This window comes from Clostridium senegalense JC122 (assembly GCF_000285575.1).
Taxonomy (GTDB): domain Bacteria; phylum Bacillota; class Clostridia; order Clostridiales; family Clostridiaceae; genus Clostridium_J; species Clostridium_J senegalense.
Genome location: NZ_HE611053.1, coordinates 181737 through 201493, shown reverse-complemented (window position 1 = coordinate 201493; position 19757 = coordinate 181737). Strand labels below are relative to the sequence as shown.

The 19757-nt window shown below is 25.1% G+C and carries 16 protein-coding genes and 2 pseudogenes; 3 read left to right on the top strand and 15 right to left on the bottom strand.

Going from position 1 to position 19757, the window contains the following annotated elements; translation table 11 throughout:
• Positions 1-6: 6 nt before the first annotated feature.
• The 5 genes from CSGHG_RS14980 to CSGHG_RS14960 form a co-directional block, all read right to left on the bottom strand.
• Positions 7-1881 carry an NADH-quinone oxidoreductase subunit NuoF gene (locus CSGHG_RS14980; protein WP_010296959.1) on the bottom strand — a complete coding sequence of 625 codons (1875 nt, stop codon included), beginning with the start codon at positions 1879-1881 and terminating at the stop codon, positions 7-9.
• 3 nt (positions 1882-1884) lie between these two features.
• Positions 1885-2355: an NADH-quinone oxidoreductase subunit NuoE gene (gene nuoE, locus CSGHG_RS14975; protein WP_010296958.1), complete on the bottom strand. Its 471-nt coding sequence runs from the start codon at positions 2353-2355 to the stop codon at positions 1885-1887.
• 219 nt (positions 2356-2574) lie between these two features.
• Positions 2575-4023: a hypothetical protein gene (locus CSGHG_RS14970; RefSeq protein WP_328284743.1), complete on the bottom strand. Its 1449-nt coding sequence runs from the start codon at positions 4021-4023 to the stop codon at positions 2575-2577.
• 371 nt (positions 4024-4394) lie between these two features.
• Positions 4395-5123: a hypothetical protein gene (locus CSGHG_RS14965; RefSeq protein ID WP_010296952.1), complete on the bottom strand. Its 729-nt coding sequence runs from the start codon at positions 5121-5123 to the stop codon at positions 4395-4397.
• Positions 5116-5949: an ATP-binding cassette domain-containing protein gene (locus CSGHG_RS14960; protein WP_010296949.1), complete on the bottom strand. Its 834-nt coding sequence runs from the start codon at positions 5947-5949 to the stop codon at positions 5116-5118. Before CSGHG_RS14960 ends, CSGHG_RS14965 begins: the two co-directional genes overlap by 8 nt.
• A gap of 276 nt (positions 5950-6225) precedes the next feature.
• Here CSGHG_RS14960 and CSGHG_RS14955 point away from each other — a divergent pair, with 276 nt between their 5' ends.
• Positions 6226-6720: a GNAT family N-acetyltransferase gene (locus CSGHG_RS14955; RefSeq protein WP_010296947.1), complete on the top strand. Its 495-nt coding sequence runs from the start codon at positions 6226-6228 to the stop codon at positions 6718-6720.
• A gap of 138 nt (positions 6721-6858) precedes the next feature.
• Here CSGHG_RS14955 and CSGHG_RS14950 read toward each other — a convergent pair whose 3' ends face one another.
• The 4 genes from CSGHG_RS14950 to CSGHG_RS24915 are packed head-to-tail and all read right to left on the bottom strand — an operon-like array spanning position 6859 to position 9827.
• Positions 6859-7665, bottom strand: a complete 807-nt coding sequence (locus CSGHG_RS14950) for an ABC transporter permease (protein ID WP_010296945.1) — start codon at positions 7663-7665, stop codon at positions 6859-6861.
• 11 nt (positions 7666-7676) lie between these two features.
• Positions 7677-9386 carry an ABC transporter permease gene (locus tag CSGHG_RS14945; RefSeq protein ID WP_010296941.1) on the bottom strand — a complete coding sequence of 570 codons (1710 nt, stop codon included), beginning with the start codon at positions 9384-9386 and terminating at the stop codon, positions 7677-7679.
• Positions 9386-9658, bottom strand: coding sequence for an ATP-binding cassette domain-containing protein (locus tag CSGHG_RS22815; protein WP_010296940.1), 273 nt, complete (start codon positions 9656-9658; stop codon positions 9386-9388). The genes CSGHG_RS14945 and CSGHG_RS22815 overlap by 1 nt, the downstream gene beginning before the upstream one ends.
• A 22-nt stretch (positions 9659-9680) precedes the next feature.
• Positions 9681-9827: a hypothetical protein gene (locus tag CSGHG_RS24915; RefSeq protein ID WP_328284742.1), complete on the bottom strand. Its 147-nt coding sequence runs from the start codon at positions 9825-9827 to the stop codon at positions 9681-9683.
• Positions 9828-10239: 412 nt separating this feature from the next.
• Between CSGHG_RS24915 and CSGHG_RS14935 the strand changes: the two genes are divergently transcribed.
• Positions 10240-10785, top strand: coding sequence for an NADH peroxidase (locus CSGHG_RS14935; protein WP_010296937.1), 546 nt, complete (start codon positions 10240-10242; stop codon positions 10783-10785).
• Positions 10786-10862: 77 nt separating this feature from the next.
• Here the strand turns inward: CSGHG_RS14935 and CSGHG_RS14930 are convergent, their stop codons facing one another.
• Positions 10863-12572 carry an ABC transporter ATP-binding protein gene (locus CSGHG_RS14930; RefSeq protein ID WP_010296935.1) on the bottom strand — a complete coding sequence of 570 codons (1710 nt, stop codon included), beginning with the start codon at positions 12570-12572 and terminating at the stop codon, positions 10863-10865.
• A gap of 84 nt (positions 12573-12656) precedes the next feature.
• A pseudogene (locus CSGHG_RS21025) lies at positions 12657-14164 on the bottom strand (carboxypeptidase M32).
• A gap of 231 nt (positions 14165-14395) precedes the next feature.
• Between CSGHG_RS21025 and CSGHG_RS14920 the strand changes: the two are divergent.
• The gene (locus CSGHG_RS14920; protein ID WP_010296925.1) at positions 14396-14941 is read left to right on the top strand and encodes an NADH peroxidase; all 546 of its coding nucleotides are present in this window, start codon (positions 14396-14398) and stop codon (positions 14939-14941) included.
• Positions 14942-14990: 49 nt separating this feature from the next.
• On the opposite strand, the gene CSGHG_RS14915 is transcribed toward CSGHG_RS14920, so the two are convergent.
• From CSGHG_RS14915 to CSGHG_RS21015, 4 genes and pseudogenes are all read right to left on the bottom strand, one after another.
• Entirely contained in the window at positions 14991-16883 is a 1893-nt protein-coding gene (locus CSGHG_RS14915; RefSeq protein ID WP_010296922.1) for an FtsX-like permease family protein, read from the bottom strand.
• Positions 16883-17635, bottom strand: a complete 753-nt coding sequence (locus CSGHG_RS14910) for an ABC transporter ATP-binding protein (RefSeq protein ID WP_010296919.1) — start codon at positions 17633-17635, stop codon at positions 16883-16885. Before CSGHG_RS14910 ends, CSGHG_RS14915 begins: the two co-directional genes overlap by 1 nt.
• Positions 17636-17749: 114 nt before the next feature.
• Positions 17750-18436 (bottom strand): ATP-binding protein, encoded by a 687-nt coding sequence (locus tag CSGHG_RS21020; protein ID WP_235700160.1) that lies wholly within the window; start codon positions 18434-18436, stop codon positions 17750-17752.
• A gap of 335 nt (positions 18437-18771) precedes the next feature.
• Positions 18772-19445: pseudogene (locus CSGHG_RS21015) on the bottom strand (response regulator transcription factor).
• Between the last annotated feature and the right edge of the window lie 312 nt (positions 19446-19757).

Sequence of the window (19757 nt, the reverse complement as noted above, 5' to 3'; positions counted from 1 at the left end):
ACTCCCCTAACCCTTTATAATGGCTTTAATAGGACAAATATCTATACAAGCTCCACACTTAATGCATTTTGTTGTATCTATTTCATGTTTAACTTTTGGTTTACCACTAATACAGGATTGAGGACATACTCTTGAGCATTTTGTGCATCCAATACACTTATCTGTAATCTTGTAATCAATTAGATTCTTACACTGTCCACTTCTACATTTTTTATCATATATATGCTCTTTATATTCCTCTGCAAAAAAATTCAAGGTGCTTAATACTGGGTTTGGTGCTGACTCACCAAGACCACATAAAGATGCAGATTTTATAACATCAGATAAATTTTTTAAGTTGTCAATATCTTCTTCTTCACCTTTTCCTTCAATTATTTTATTAAGAAGTTCTAACAACCTTCTATTTCCTATTCTACAAGGGGTGCATTTACCACAAGACTCCTCTACAGTAAATTCTAAATAAAATTTAGCTATATCAACCATACAATTATCTTCGTCCATTACAATAAATCCACCGGAACCCATCATTGAACCAATTTCTGTTAAAGTATCATATTCAATAGGTAAATCTAAATACTTAGCTGGTATACATCCTCCAGAAGGACCTCCAGTTTGAACTCCTTTAAACTTTTTATTATCTTTAATTCCTCCTCCAATATCATAGATTAATTCCCTTATAGTTAATCCCATAGGAACTTCAACCAATCCAACATTTTTAATTTTTCCTGCTAATGCAAAAACCTTAGTTCCTGTACTTTTTAATGTACCAATTGATGAATACCACTTAGAACCATTAATTATTATTTTATTTATATTAGCAAAGGTTTCTACATTATTTACACAAGTAGGCTTTTTCCATAACCCACTTTCAGAAGTTCTAGGTGGTTTCATTGTTGGCTCACCTCTACTACCTTCTATAGAATGAATTAACGCAGTTGCTTCTCCACAAACAAAAGCACCTGCACCATATCTTATTTCTATATCAAAGTCAAATCCAGTTCCTAAAATATTTTTTTCTAAAAGACCATATTCTTTTGCTTGACCAATAGCTATTTGCAACCTATTTATTGCTAGTGGATATTCTGCTCTAATATAGATATATCCCTTTGAAGCTCCTATAGCATATCCACAAATAGCCATAGCTTCTAAAATGCAATGAGGATCGCCTTCTAATATAGACCTGTCCATAAAAGCTCCTGGATCACCTTCATCTGCATTACAAATTACATATTTTATGTTATTTGTAGATTTTCTAGTAGCCTCCCACTTTTTCCCTGTAGGAAAGCCACCACCACCTCTACCTCTTAATCCTGATTTTGTAACCATATCAATAACTTGATCTTCAGTCATTTCTGTAAGTACTTTTCCTAAAGCTAAGTACTCATTAGCAGCTATAGCCTCTAATATATTTTCTGGATCTATAGTTCCACAATTTTTTAGAGCTATTCTCCTTTGTTTTTTGTAAAATGGTATATCCTCCATTTTAGCTATCTTTTCTTTAGTTGATGGATTTTCATATAATAACCTTTCTACAATAATTCCATCTATAATATGACTTTTTATAATATCTTTAGCATCTTCCTCTGATACCTTAATATAAAAAATATTTTGGGGAGTTATTTTAATAATAGGTCCTTGTGCACAAAATCCAAAACATCCTGTTTTTATAACTTTAACTTTATCATTTAAATTATTATATTCTATTTCTTTTTCTAAATTTTCAATTATTTTATCTGAATTTGATGCCTTGCATCCAGTTCCACCACATACTAATATCTCAATTTTGTCACTTAAATTTTTATCTGCGTTCCTAAATTTAATTAAATTATTATACTGATTATTTAACTGTATCAATTCTTTATAATTTTTTATTTTCTTCATAGTCTACTCCCTATATTCTTTCAATATATTTTTTACATCTTCAGGCTTTACTTTTCCATAAATTTTATTATTTATTGTAACTACAGGAGCTAAACCACATGCTCCAATGCATCTTAATGTATCCAATGTAAATAAATTATCTTTAGTAGTTTCTCCCTCATGAATATTTAATTCTTTTTTAAACTGATTTAATACATCTCCTGCCCCTCTTACAAAACAAGCTGTTCCTGTACATACATTTATTATATTTTTACCTTTAGGCTCTGTTGTAAAATAAGAATAAAAACTAACAACTCCATATACTTTAGACTCAGGTATTTCTAGTTTTTCTGCAATAAATCTTTGCACATCCTTATTTATATATCCAAACTGATTTTGTGCATAATGTAATACTGAAATTAATGCACTTTCTTTATCATTTTGTTTTAATATAAAATCCTCTAGGTTGATTAACTTGTTTTTACATCCTTCCATCGTATACAACTCCTATTAGCATATTTGCTTTATGTTGATTTTAAACAATATTTTGAAAATTAAATTTAATAATATTATTTTATTGCTTATTCTATAAAAAGAAAACAATTTTTATAATACTTTTTTCTACAATAAATTCTTTTTACTTTTAATTTAACAAAAATAAAAATGCTTATTTTAAACTATAAGCATTTTCTTAATAACTATCATTTTTAACTCTTATTTGTGTAGTTCTTTTACATATTTCCAAGTTGCACCATTATCTTTAGATTGATACAAAGCCTGACTATCCCCATTATAATCTCCATCTTGACCTTGTCCAATCAACATATTTAAAACATCATTTTCCTCATAAGGAATAGTTGGAAAGTCAAAAGGATTTATAATTATATTATTATCTAATTTTACTTCTTTTATTGGAAATTCTACTTTTCTATAAGATAAGCCTCCATCTTCGGTACGATATAATTCTCCATTTGATCCACCACTATGAGATAAACATAAAAACCCAAGTTTATCATTTATAAAAATTATTCCTGACGCAACACCGGTTTTACCCAAGAATGGATCTTCATTTATTACTTTCCACGTTTGTCCACCATCAACAGTATTATTTAATGAATAAAATCTGCTTCCTGCTGCAGCATCTTCAATATTTAAACGATATCCAATCTCTTTTGTTAAATAAAATTCTTCATTATCATTTTTTGAATTTTGTAAACTATTTTCCTCCTCATCTTTTTTAGGAGGAATTGTTGATTTACTCCATGCTTCTTCACATTTTAAGTTGTATCTAATAGGAGTATATTTATCTTCCTTTTCAGGTACAAACAATGATACAGTGTATCCTATTATTTCAGAGCTAATATCTATATATGATTTATTACCTTGTTCATCAATATTAACTATTCCCTCTGTATTAAATCCCCAATTTCTTTTTCCATAATAAACTATTCCATAGTCACTTTCATTCCAAGTACTTACTGTATCTTCTATTGAAATAGCTTTAATTGTACTTATTAATGGTTTTAATAGTTTATCATCATTATAATTAGCATTCGTATTGTTATTTGAAATCACTGTAATTTTATCTGATTTCTTATTATCATAATAAATTAGATAAGTTTTCTCTTTTTCTTTTGAATCTTTTCCATAAACAAAAGTTTCAAAAGATGTAATCTTTCCTTCTTTATTAAAATTAAGTTTAAAGTTATCTAATATATACAATTTATCTGGCAAATCGTATTTTTTACCAATATCATTAAAAATACCTTCAACTCCATTTACATATATATTATCGCTTTCGAATTTTATTGACCTTTTGTTTTTTAAATCGTATATAACTAATGAAAGTTTATCACCATAATTTACAGCACTATTATAAATTCTTAATCCATAAACTGATGTTATTACAACAAACATAACAATAGAAATACATATCCATATATTCATATAAGATGATTTTTTACTCTTTATTTCTTCTTTCTCTATCTTTTTTATAGTTATAATTGTAGTAAATATGATTATAACTATAAATAATAGAACACAAATTGATAAAATTAATATATTATGATTCATCCTTCCGAACTTACACAATAAAGCTAATTCATAAAAAAATGCCCAATATATAATTATAAGTATTGGATTTGTTACTAATGATATACTCAATTTTTTTATAATTTCTTTCCCCATTACATCACCATACCTTTATATTAAATTTATTTTTCAATACAATTTTTGTTGATGAATTTTTAATTGAATAATCTTAAATTCCAGCTTATTTCCCTATAAGGGTTTCAAATTGACCTTTTAAATTATTCATTCTAAAACTTGGATACCTAAAATAGTGAGACATGCTCAAAAATGCTTTGAATTTCAATAAAACTCTTTTAAATAAATTATTTTGTTAAATATCTAAATAATAAAAATACTTTAATAGTCTTTATTTAGATTTTTTCTTGTTCCAACTTTTCTTAATCTGCTATTATTATAAACCTTGAAGCTTTACAAACAGTTTTTATTTTCTAACAAATCAATAATTAAAATTTATTTCTTTTCAAAAAATATAACTGTAAAAATATAATTATGCTACTATAAACACTTATATAAAGTAATACACTTACTACATCTTGCATGATAAAATATTCTTTTCCAGTAAAACGCTGTGTAATATTAAATAAAGGAGGAAAAATCCATGTTATAAAACAAGTACTAGGTATTTCTGTGTTCATTGGTCCTTTTATCATACTCATTAATGCAATTGTAAAAGTCATTATAACAGCCATCTTTCGATTTTTCATAATTCTTGGATGTAATAATGTTCCAGTCACTGTTCCTAATAACCCAATGAAAGAATATAAAATAAAAGCACTACTGATGTCAATTATGGTAAGTTCTCTTGTAAAAAGTTGAAACCCAGTAATTATATTTATAATTATTGGAATTACAACTCCAATAAGGCTCATTACTATACCTATGAATGCAAGAAATAAAGTTTTGCTTATATTATAAATGTTTTCATTTTCTACCTTCAATATTAATAATTGTTCTAATACTGGATCTTCTATTTCTATATAAGCTAATCCTATCCACACCATTATGTAAAATAAACATATCATTGATATAATAAAGTCTGATACTATAGAAATAGGACTAGTACTGTAAACAGTATACATACATATCATCCACACTAAAAAAGGCATTATAATCTTATTTGATTTCATATAGACCATAAAATGATATTTCAATAATTCTTTAAACCTATTCACTGTACATCCCCCTTAATAAGTAACCATCTTCTATCATTTTTTTAATTACTTCATTACTTTTTTCTCTCTCAACAATTATTTTAAATGCATTATTCTCATTTTCTATTTTATCAACCATATTCTCTATCTCAGCAGTAATAACCTTATGCTTATCAGATTTTAAAAAACTTAAAATATCGTATTCTCCTGTATATGTTTCACTTAAATTTACATACTCTAACCCTTTATTTTTTATTTCATATACAACATTAGATATCCTTCTTACCAAAAATCTCTCGTGGCAAGACATAATAATTGTAACCCCTTCTTTCTTTAATTCATTCATTAATTTAATAAATACATTTTGAGATTCAATATCTTGCCCTGATAAGGGCTCATCTAATAATAGGACATCAGGATTTGTTAAAACAGCTTGAATAACCCCCACCTTTTGTAATGTTCCTTTTGATAAATGCTTCATTGGAATCTCTAGCATTTCCTCCATAAAAAACGCCTTAAATAATTTCTCACTTTCTTGCTCTATTACTTGAACAGGAATGCCTTCTATCAAACCCATATGTTTAATATATTGTTTTGCTGTGAGATTCATCTTAGGAAAATGTTCTGGTATATAATTAAATTTAAGATGAGAGCTATACCTTATCTCTCCTGAATTTATTCTTACTAAACCACATATAATCTTAAGAAATGTACTCTTACCACTTCCATTATGTCCAAGTAAAGCAATTGATTGACCCTTTTCTATTACAAGATTAATATTATTTAAAACTTTTTTCCTTCCAAAATTTTTTGATACATTATTTATTACTATTAGTTCTTTACTCATTTCTCATATTCTCCTTTTTATATGAATCACGCACTTATTTTATCTTATTTTTTATACAAAATGCATAGTATTTTACATAAAATTAGGATTTACATGTAATATTTTATTACTTGCAAACCCTTTTGTAAACATTAACCAGTTATTGATATGTTTGCATACATCTCCTTTTGTAATAATTGGTTATACATAAAAATAATAGTCTTATATGATTATCCAGTTTATGGCATAATATTATTATAAGATTAACTCAGAATTTTACTTATGTGGAGGTTAAATATGAATGATAATATTTATTTTAAAAAATATCTTTCTGAAAAAGACTTTTTAGATTATTGGAAGTTAGTTTCAAACGAAAAAGCAATGGTAATGAACTATGGTAGAGTGTTTACACTTAGAGAAGCAAAACAATTATTTGATTGTATGTTGGAAATAAACCTCAAAAGTCAATATTTAGGATATTTTAAGGTTTTTGATACAAATTCAAATACTTTTATTGGAATAGCTGGAATAAATGCAAATGATAGTTCTAGTGAATTAGAAATTGAATATATGTTGTTTCCACAGTATTGGGGTAAAGAATATGGTACTAAAATTGTAGGTAATTTAATAGATATGGCTAGGCAAAGAAAAAACATTAAGCGAGTCATAGCAATAACAGATCCTAATAATGTAGTATCTAAAAAACTCTTAGTAAAGTATGGATTCAACTCACTAAAAATATATAAAATAAACGATGGTTCTTGGGCAGAAATGTTTGTAAAACAATTATAACCCTTTGTATATGTTTAAGAATAAATATTATTTATTTTCAAGAATTATAAAATAAGTATTTTTCTAAATAAGTTATATATGTGAAATTTTAAAAGACAGGCTTTTAAAACCTGTCTTTTTTAATATGCTTTTAAAATATTATTCTATACTTTTTATTGAGTCAACTATGCTTTCTTTAAATAAATTTCTTGCTGGTATCAATGATGCAACTATACATATAATAATTGTAGATATCAAAACTATAAAAATATTAATTAAAGGAAAACTCCAATATATTTGATACCCTATATTTGATTTTGTTAATAAATATATTAAAAAGCTTATCATTGTACCTAGAGCACACCCTAATCCCCCAGAAAAAATCCCATAGAAAAATCCTTCTGAAAGTATCATATTTCTGACTTGCTTATTACTAAATCCAATTGCCCTTAACATACTTATATCCTTTTTCCTTAAAAGAATACTCATATTCATAACGTTTATAAGGTTAATTATACTAACTAAAGAAATAATGCCTATAAAGCCATATAAAGTTATAATTAAATTCTTACTTATCTTTTTATTTAACTCTAATTCACTTTTATAATCTTTTAATACTATATCTTTATAATCCTTTATTACTAATTTTATATCATTCTTTATTTTTTCATAATCCGCCTTATTATCAATCTTTATACAGACCTTTGAATAATTAGGTATATTTAAAAACTTTTCAAAACACTTATTGCTCATTATAGGTACTATATCCTTATTTCCCTCTTTGTTACTTAAGAATTTACCTTTTACTGTAGCTGCTACTTCAAAAGTTTTACTATCTTCCCCTATTAATTCACCATTATTATTATATTTAGCTATATTTAAATCTACTAGATCTCCTTCTTCAATTATTGTATATTTATTTCCATTTACATTTTGAGCTATAACAATTGAAGGATTTTCTTTCATATCCTTTATATCTATTTTTTACTTTCTATTATTGAAGTAAGATTTTCTAATTCTTTATCATCATATGATATTGGATATGTTGGAAAACTGTAATTACCTTCTTCTAATTTTTTTAATTCTAATTCATTATTATTACACTGGGATTTTAAATATTTAAATCCTTTAGTAGTAACAGCATCTTTGAACACTTTTAAGTGTGAAGATATATCTTTACTTTTATTAATTTCTTTTATACCTTCAATTTCAGAAAGACTATTTATTATATGCTCATCTATTCCATTTGTAGGTTTTTCTATTTCAAATGAACTTAAAACAAAGTCATATTTAAAATTTCTTTTAAATAGAGTAATAGAATTCATAGTATCTATTAAGAAATTGGCTGAAAATAACATTATAATTATAATGTTTAAAGAAATAACTGTAGTTATAAATCTTTTTTTATTTCTTATAATATTTAAATACGCCATATTCATTTCAAATGAGAAATTTTTTCTTATAGATTTATCCTTTTCAGATTGAAGGGAAGCTTTTAACTTATGTCCTTTGAGACTTAAGTTATTATTAGATGAAATTGCTTCCATTGGAGATATTTTTGCTGCCTTTCTTGCTGGGAAATATGCACCTAATATTATTGTTAAAAATCCAATTATTAAATCTACTTTTACACCTTTAAGTGGAATGTACAATATATTTTTTATACTATATATTTCATTTATAAAAATCTTAGAAAAAGTAGATCCTATAATCATTCCTATAGGTATAAATATAATTCCTATAAATATACTTTCCAAAATTACTAAGGATTTAATTTGCTGTGGAGAACATCCTAAGGCTCTAAAAATGCCAAATTCTTTTGTTCTTTCTGTAACCATTATATTAAAAATATTATAAATAACTATACCTGCTACTATTGCTATAAATATAAACAATATATTAAAAATTTTATTCAATAAACTTATAGTTTTTATCATATCCACTTTACTATAATTAGGTTCATACATAATATCTTTATATGATGTTGTTAATCCTAAGATAATTAGTGCATCATCTATAGTATATTTATCTTTTAAACTTACATATGATACCTTTTGTAAATTATATTTTTTTAAATTTTTCAAAAAATATTCTTCATTAACATAAGCTTTACCTATTTTGCTTGTGTCTTTTCCTAATATATCAAAACTAAATATACCTGATAAAATAAATTCTTTTTCAATTTTTTCACTTTTTAATGTTCTACCATTTAAATAATTAACTTCATATTCAAATTTAATTTTATCTCCTATATTATATTTTTTAGGAAGTTTTTCTAAAATCCAATCTTCAAGTGCTACTTCATTCTCATTTTTAGGATATTCACCCTTTATAAGATTAAAGTTTAAAATATCCTTTGAATTATCATCATAAGCTTTTATATCTATTTTATATTTAGAATTAGGGATATTATACATTCCTACATCACTTACTATTGTGACCTTATTAAATAACTCATCAGTTCTAGTTTGCTTAATATTAGAGTAATCATTACTATACAGTCTTATATCATAATTTCCGCCACCATCTTTTATAGCATTCTTAAAATTATTTTTAATCATTCCATCACTTACTAAACTTAAAGAAGTTATAAGTGCAATAGCTAAGACAATACTCACTCCCATAAGAACAGTTCTCTTTTTATATTTAAGTATATTACGTGGAATAAGCCCCCAAAAACTTTTCATTAACGAGTCCTCCTATCACCACTTATCTCACCATCAGATATAGTTATTATTCTATCTGCTATTTTAGGATTATGTGTTATCATAATTGACATTGCAAGTAAATCCATTACTTCTTTACTATTTTTACTATCTAAATTTTCAGTAGGTTCATATGCAAATATTATTGAAGGCTTTGTAATTAATGCACGTGCTATTGATGCTCTTTGTTGTTGTCCTCCTGATACTTCTCCAGCAAGATGTCTTTTTCTATCGGTAAGTCCTAAAGTTTCCATTATTTCATTAAAATAATCTTCATCAACTTTTTTTGTCCATTAAAATTGGTAATTTAATATTTTCTTCTATAGAAAGTATAGGAATACAATCCATAGGTTTTAAAGCTTTAATTTCCATTTCCTTAAACCCATAACTTTTAGTTAAATATTCAGTTTTTAAAAATTCCAAAAACTCATCCCCTATAAGTATATTTTTCCTATAATATACTTATATTGTAAATTAAAAATAATGTTTATTCAACTTAGATCCTTAGTATTATCTAAGATTTACATATTAATCCTGAAAATATAATTAATAATAATTATTTGTTGACAATTAATATTTTATGTTTTATAATAAACACATAAGATAAATGAAATTAAAATTATATAAAACAAGCTCAATAAATTTAAACTGTTTTTATACAAAATTTAATATTAAATTCTAAATATATTTGAGCATGTTTCACTATTTTGAGTATCCAAATTTCAAATCCAATAATTTTTAGATATAAATTGGAAACTCCATAATAAAACTGTTATATATTGTGTAGGTATTGATTATACTATTTTGTATGGTAATTTTAAGGAGGATGTTATTTATGAAAAAATTTGTTTGTACAGTATGTGGATATATTCATGAGGGAGATAGCGCACCAGAAGTTTGTCCTGTTTGCGGAGTAGGTGCTGATAAATTTGTAGAAAAAAGTGATAGCTTATCTTTCGCTGATGAGCATAGAATTGGAATTGTTAAAGATATAGATCCTGAGGTTGTAGAAGGTTTAAGAGCTAACTTTATAGGTGAATGTACTGAGATTGGAATGTATATTGCTATGAGCCGTCAAGCTGATAGAGAAGGTTACCCTGAAGTTGCTGAAGCTTACAAACGAATCGCTTTTGAAGAAGCTGAACACGCTGCTAAATTTGCAGAAATTTTAGGTGAAGTTGTTGTAGCTGATACTAAAGCTAATTTACAAGCTAGAGTTGACGCTGAACAAGGTGCTTGCCAAGGCAAAAAAGATTTAGCTACTCTTGCTAAAAAATTAAATTTAGATGCAATACATGATACTGTTCATGAAATGTGTAAAGATGAAGCTAGACACGGAGCCGCTTTTAATGGCTTATTAAATAGATACTTCAATAAATAATAAATTTCTCACCTAAAAATGGTATCATGATTGTGATACCATTTTTACTTAATTATATTCAATATAATGTTTTATACTTATTCATATGCATTATACATCTTTTTATATAATCCATCCTTCTTAATAAGCTTATTATGATCTCCATACTCTACTATACTTCCCTTGTCAAACACATAAATTTTATTACATACATTAGCTATGTTACTAAGCTTATGCGCTGTAAAGATTACAGTTTTATATTTAAACAGTTCAAGCAAGTTTTTCATAACTATAGAAGTAGTTATTGCATCTAATGCAGAAGTGCTCTCATCTAATATTATTATTTGTGGATCTTTTAAAATAGTTCTACATATAGAAACTCTTTGCTTTTCTCCACCAGAAAGGTTAAAACCATTTTCTCCAATTATAGTATTTAATCCATTAGGTAAATTTTCTAAAAATAAACTAACTCCTGACATCTCAAGCGCATTTTTAAGTTCTTCTTCTGAAACATTAGGTTTTGCAAATTTTAAGTTATCCTCTAATGTACCTGAAAATAAGAACGTATCTTGAAAAACTATTCCTATTATATTTCTTATATTTTCATTGTTTATATCTTTTAAAGAAATTCCATCTATACTTGCATTTCCTTCAAAATCATCGTAAAGTTTTACTAATATTTTGCACAAAGTACTTTTTCCACTACCACTATACCCTACTAGCGCAACTTTATCACCTTTATTAATTTGAAGGGATATACTGTTTAAATTACAAAATCCACTATCATCATTTATATATTTAAAGTATAATCTATCAATTTTTATATTCTCATTAAAACTATCTTTTAAAGTTTTAAAATTTATTGGTTCTTCACTATGATTTAAAACTAAAAATATCTTATCACAACTTACAAAAACCTTTTGCATTTGTTGAAAAAGATTAAAGAAGTCAACAATTGGATCTATAAGTAATCCATTGTACATCATAATAGCTGTAAGCCCACCTATAGATAGAGTCCCCTGTATAACTTTGTATCCACCTAAAATCATAATAAGAGCAATAATAGTCATAACTATAGCACTATTTATATTTCCAACCTTTATAGTATACTTTTTCAAGTTCATTATAACTTTTCTTGTATTATCACTGCTTCTTTCTACATCCTTTAGTATTCTTTTCTCTTGACAGTTAACTTTTATTTCTCTTATTCCATTTAAAGCCTCTGAAAATCCATTCCAAAGTTTAGAATTTGATTCTCTTTCATCATAAGAAAGTTTTGATATCTTAGGGCCAGTTTTTAAAACAAATATTGAAATAATAAGGCCTATTGGAATCATAATTAAGGTTAAAGTCTTATCTATTGAATACATATAAATAAACCCTAAAGTAAAGGTAAGAATGTTTTTTATAATAAAAGTTAGTGGTTGTAAAATACCATCAACAGTTACGCTACTATCTTGTACTAACCGCATTATAATTTCACTTTTATTATTACTTTCATAAAACTTAAAAGGCATTTTTTCAAGCTTTTCAAATAATATTATCCTTATTTTATGCCCTAATTTTGATTCTAAATCTGCATTGAGATATTCAAATAAAGCTCTAAATATAACATTTAAAATCTGAAGTATAAGATATATTAAACCACCTTTTATAAACACTTCCATATTACCACTTTTACTACTACTACAAATATTAATAATTTTTTCTATATACTTAATAGGATAAGATGATAAAAAACTAGTTCCGATTAATGCTATTGATAAAAATATTGCTCTAATTTTAAATTCACTACAAAGTTTTAACATATTTAAATAATTATTTTTTGTTTTTTATTTTTCATATATTCCCCCAATTGACTTGGGAAAATTGAGATTAATATTAAAAATTAATTAAAATTCATATACATCTTTGAATTTATTTCTTAAATATTCTACAAAGTATTTACTATCTAATTCTTCACCAGTTACTTTTTTAAGCAACTCTGCAGGCTCATAAAGCTTGCCATATTGATGTATATTTTCTTTTAACCATACCTTTATGTCATTTAAATTTCCTTTTTCTATTTCACTATAAAGATTTGGCATATCTTTTAATGCAGAATTTAAAAATTGTGCACCATAAATATTACCTAAAGCATAACTTGGGAAGTATCCAAATCCACCATCAGACCAGTGCATATCTTGAAGTATCCCTTCACTATCGTTTTGTGGTCTAACACCTAAATATTCTTCATATTTGTTATTCCAAATCTCTTTTAAATCTTTAACCTCAATCTCCCCTTTTATAAGCTCTTTCTCTATTTCATATCTTATAATTACATGAAGGCTATAAGTTAATTCATCTGCTTCTGTTCTTATTAATGACGGACAAGCTATATTAAATACTTTATAAAAATTTTTAAAAGGTACACTTCTAAATTCTTCAAAAATTTCTTGGACTTTTGGATAAACTAACTTTAAAAATGACTTACTTTTTCCTATAATATTTTCATAAAATCTTGATTGAGATTCATGTATCCCCATTGATACTCCACTTTGAAGTCCATACTTTTCTAAATCATCATTAATTTGTTGTTCATAAATAGCATGTCCACCTTCATGTATAGCACTGTACATTGCACTATAAAAATTATTTTCATGATAATGGTTAGTTATTCTTACATCTTTGTTTCCAAAATTAGTTGTAAATGGATGTTCTGAACTATCTATTCTACCTCTATGCTTATAATCATATCCAATTAAATCTAACACATATTTCTCAAGTTCTTTTTGTTTTTCTATGCTAAATTTTCCTTCTAATATATTTTCATCTATACTAACTTTAGACTCTCTAACCTTTGATAAAATATTTACTATTTCATCTCTTAAAGATGCAAATACTTTATCTAATTTTTCAACAGTCATGCCCATCTCATATTCATTTAATAATGCATCATATGGATGTTTTTCATAACCATAGAAATTTGCAAATTTCCTTTTATAATCAACCATTTTTTCAAGATGTGGCATAAAAATTGAAAAATCATTTTTAGACTTTGCTTCTTCCCATGCCATTCCTGATTTAGCTGCATCTATGGAAAAATTTTTATAGATATCTTCTGGTATTTTTTAGTTTTATCGCTTTCTTCTTTCAAATTTTTAATCATTGCTGCCTCTTCTAAAGTTAAATCAGAAATATCTTCAAGTTCACATAATAAATTATAAGTTCTATCATTAGTAATTAACTTGTACAATTCTGATGATAAAAATCCTAAAGTCTCTCCTCTAGATTTTCCTGCTTCTTTTGGCATATTAACAGCCATATCCCAGTAAGCTAATCCACTAATATAACTAAAATAATTAACTTTTTCAACTATACTTTCAATTTCATTTAATTGTTTTTCATAGTATTTCTTCATAAAGGTCCTCCTAAATATTTTCTAAATATTCTAAATTTTATATACTTAATTATATCATTATACATATATAAAATAAACTTTATATTTATTTTATAATTAATAATAATTATCCGTTGACAATTGTTATTCTATATTGTATAATAAAAATATAGAGAAGGACATTAAAAATATTAAAATATATAAATAAAAATTTTATTAATATTATTGTTAAAATTTAGGAGGATGTTATTTATGAAAAAATTTGTTTGTACAGTATGTGGATATATTCATGAGGGAGATAGCGCACCAGAGGTTTGCCCTGTTTGTGGAGTAGGTGCTGATAAATTTGTAGAAAAAAGCGATAGTTTATCTTTCGCTGATGAGCATAGAATTGGAATTGCTAAAGATATAGATCCTGAGGTTGTAGAAGGTTTAAGAGCTAACTTTATAGGTGAATGTACTGAAGTTGGAATGTATCTTGCTATGAGCCGTCAAGCTGATAGAGAAGGTTATCCTGAAGTTGCTGAAGCTTATAGACGAATCGCATTTGAAGAAGCTGAGCACGCTGCTAAATTTGCAGAAATTTTAGGTGAAGTTGTTGTAGCCGATACTAAAACTAATTTACAAGCTAGAGTTGATGCTGAACACGGTGCTTGTCAAGGCAAAAAAGATTTAGCTACTCTTGCTAAAAAATTAAACTTAGATGCAATACATGATACTGTTCATGAAATGTGTAAAGATGAAGCTAGACATGGCGCTGCTTTTAATGGCTTACTAAATAGATATTTTAACAAATAATTCTTTTAAAAAAGTTGCTTATCTAAAAATAGATATGCAACTTTTTAGTTTATATATTAATTATTTTTTTAAATGATTTTATAGATAAAGTACATAATAATGAAAATAATATAGTCGATATTACTATACTTATTATATAAATATCAGTAAGATTTATTTGTTTTAACATTTTACTTAACATTTTTATTGCAAAATAGCTATGAATTGAAGCTAATATTAAAGGCATAGTATATGTTATAATAACTTCCTTTGATATAGCTTTTTTTATAAGCTTTTTCTCTGTACCTATTTTAAGCAATATATCATACTTTTCCTTATCTTCAGTAGCATCATTATATACTTTCATATATAATATACTTCCTGTTGCTAAAATAAATACTAAAAAAAGTAATCCACCTATTCCATAAACAAAATTTAACCATCTTAAACTTTTCATAGTTTTTAAATAAGTATAACCTATTGTAGTTTTATCTATATTAGAAATTAATTTACTATATAAAACTTCTGCATTTGATTCATCTTTAAGTTTTGCTCCATAAAAATTAACGTTAGTTCCCTTTTCTTTTAATACATCATACTGTTCATTACCAACTATAAAAAATATTACATCTAAACTTACAAACTTACAATTAAAAGTTTTTATAATATTATATTCTTTATTGTCTATATTAATTTTATTATCTTCATATTTTTTGATTGACCCAAGTATATTTCTCTGTATTTTTATAAACTCATTATTTTTAAGATTATTTTCTTTAAGTTCTTCAACTAATGTTTCTTCTTTTGCTTTTTTTAATATTTTTATAGCCTCATCATATTTAACAATAACAGCATCATTACCAATAGAACTATCATTACTACTTACTCCTTTATCTATATGAACCATATTAGCTGTTAAATCATAGTCTATGTTTTTATTTTCTATCATATCTATTATTATATTTTCATTTATATTGTTTTGAGATATAAATGAAAAAGTATATACATTGGATTTATCTTCTACGGATTTATAGGTTAATTTCATAGAAACTGCTGTAGCTAATGATATAATCGTTGACGCTAATATTATAGTTACTATAGCATATACTTTATAATTTTTTCTTAATCTATAGCTTATATTATTTATTGTTATTATATTTTCACCATTATATAATACAGATTTTCGCTTTATTAAAAAATTTAAAAATACTACTACAAAAGTTTTAAAAAATCCATAAGTTCCAATTATAATTAAAATCAAACTTATAACCATATAGAATATATTTTGTGACATATCCTTAGTTGATAAATAATATCCCATACCTATGATACTTATATATATAATCCCTAATATATAAGATAAAATACTTATTTTCGGTATAACATCTTGTTTTTTAGTTGCTTTTAATAAATCTACAATTTTACTCATGCTAATATTAACAAATCCCATCACTGTAACTATAGAAAATATAATAATAAATATCAAAATACTAATAATAAGAGCTTTAAGATTAATTTCAAAAGAACTTTTTATATTATAGTCTGAAATTTTTAAAATTATGGTTTGAAAAAGCTTTGAAAAAATTATACCCATTCCACTTCCAATGAAAGCTGAAAATATACCTATTAATATATTTTCTAGAAAATACATTTTCCCTATAGTTGGTAAATCTAACCCCATAAATACATATATTCCAATTTCCTTTTTTCTTTTTATTAAGAAAGTATTACTTGAATACCAAATATAAAAACACATAAAAATTATTAAAATTATAGTTATTACTCTTATTATTCCACTACAATATTCCGCATTCATATCATCCAATTTTTTTATAAGGTCACCATATATTAAATTTTCAAAATTAAACAAAATAATCATAGAAAAAACCATAGATATGAAATACATGGTATATACTTTTAAATTATTTTTAAAATTACTAAAAGCTATAGCAAATATCCCCATTATACTTGTCCTCCTACAGATGCTAACATATCTATTATTTTTCCATAGAAGTTTTTTCTATTTCCATCACTACTTAACCTACAACTTACTTTTCCATCATTAAGCATATATATTTCTTTTGCATAACTTGCAGTTAATGGATCATGGGTTACCATTATAATAGTTGATTTTTCTTTAGTATTTATTTCACTTAAACATTGTAATAAATCTGATGAAGCTCTAGAATCTAATGCACCTGTAGGTTCATCAGCAAATACTACTGATGGATTTTTAATTAATGCTCTAGCTGCTGACCCCCTTTGTTTTTGACCTCCTGAAAGTTCACAAGGATATTTTTTTAAATGATCTTCAATACCAAATATAGAAGCCATTTTTAAAACCCTTTTTTCTATCTCTAAAGAATTAACCCTTTCTAAAGCTAAAGGCAGTGCTATATTATCCATTAAGCTCATATTATCAAGAAGATTATAATCTTGAAATATAAAACCTATCTTATCTCGTCTTATTTTTGATAAATCTTTATTTTTTGTTTTTGTTATTTTTATACCATCTAATACTATTTCCCCTTTACTTGGATTATCCAAAGTTGACATGAGATTTAAAAGAGTTGTTTTTCCTGCACCAGAAGGACCCATTATTGCAATAAAATCTCCTTTTTTAACATTTAAATTAATATTTTCTAAAACTTTTGTTCTAAACCCTCTAATACCATATTCTTTGCTTACATTTTTCACTTGTAATATTTCATCCATATTTATACCTCCAAAATTATCTTAAGTATATTAATTAAACATACTCTCTAATAATATGTTAACGCTTTTCTCCTCTGAGTTCTCTCTCTTAACATTACTTTTCATAAGTTAATATTACTTTTTTGTAACATTAAGATAATCTGATATTTTTGGAAAGTAAATTTTAAAATCACAATATTCATTTTTTATAGAATCTACCTGTATATCATGTCCTAAACTATTCAACACTTTTTTAGAAAAATAAAGACCCATACCTGTAGACTTATATAATTTATTTCTTCCATTGCATCCAGTAAATCCTTTATTAAAAATTCTTTGTAAATCTTGTTTTTCTATCCCAATACCATTGTCCTTAATATGTAAAATTACCATTTTTTCAGTTTCTATAGCATAAAATTCTATAGTACTATTAGCCTTTGAATACTTTATGCTATTGCTTATAATTTGATCTAAAACATAACATATCCACTTACTATCTGTGTTTATTATATAGTTTAAATTTTTTAAATCTACATTAATATTATTTTCTATAAGAAAGAATGAATTGTTTTTTATAGATTTCTTTATTAACTTATCTAAATTTTCTTCTTTTATAAATAAGTCTTCAAAAAGACAGGTAGACCTACTACCATACAACATTGAATTTGTTAAAAGCCTAACTTTTTCCACTTCACTCTTAAGTTCATTACCAACTTTTAAATCTTCAACTCTATCAACCATCATATTTAAAGTAGCTATGGGTATTTTAAGTTCATGTACAGACCTACAAATGTATTCATCTATTTCTACCAACTTTTCCATTAACAATTCATATTCTAAAGTTGCCTCATTTTCCTTATTTATTATAATTTTTTAATTAATCTATCATAAAAATTGTTATTTTCTATTAAATCCACATATATTTTTTCGTTTTTTAATAGTTTTATATATATTTTTAAAAATTTATCTTTCCATCTTGTATATTGAAGATACAAGTAGATGAAATATATAATAATTATAAGAAAATTTAAATAAATAATATCAAAAAATCTCTTTTAAAAAAGTTCCTTCACATATTAAATATACATTTACAATAATTATCATAAGAATTGATAATACTAGTTCATGATAATTTTCTTTTAAAAATACTTTTATATTCACTGAATTATATATCCTATACCTTTCTTAGTTTTTATAAAATCTTCTATACCTATTTCTTTGAACCTATTTCTTATTCTGTTAATGTTTACAGTTAAAGCATTATCATTTACAAACTCATCATCTTCCCATAAAGTAATCATAAGTTTATTTCTAGGTACAATTTTCCCTTTATTTTTCATAAGAACAGCTAGTATTTTAATCTCATTTTTAGTTAAATCAAGTTTATTATCCTTATATATAAGTTGTCCTTTTTCCACATCTAAATAAATTTCTCCACAACATATAATATTGTTACCTATATTGCCATAATCATAACTTCTTCTCATAACTGCATGTATTTTAGATATTAAAACATCCGTTGAAAAAGGTTTTTGTATATAATCATCACCACCATTATTTATCCCCATCATTAAATCCATATTAGAATCTCTAGATGATAGAAATATTATAGGAACTTTAGATATATCTCTTATTTTTTACACCAATAAAAGCCATCATAAAAAGGTAAATTAATATCCATAATTATAAGTTTAGGATTCATATTAACAAACTCTTGTAAAATATTTTCAAACTCTTTAATATCTCCTACATTATACCCCCATTTTTCTAGAAACATTTTTAATTCTTTGCATAATACACTATCATCTTCAATTAACAAAATATCTAACATATATTCTATTACTCCTTTATTTTGTAAACTCTTAGTTTAATTATATAATGAACTTATGTTAGTGTAAATTTTTTCGAGTATCAATATTATATATTTGTTGACAATTATTATCCTTTATTTTATAATAAAAACATAGCTTATTTAAGTTATATAATAATATTTTAATAAGCTATAATTAAATCTCATTAATAGTCTAATTTATATCTCCCATATAAATTATATACTATATAAAACATTTTAAGTTTCATAAAACGTTGTATACATGATTAAATTAGATCATCTATGCATAAAAGAAAACAACTTGCTGATCAG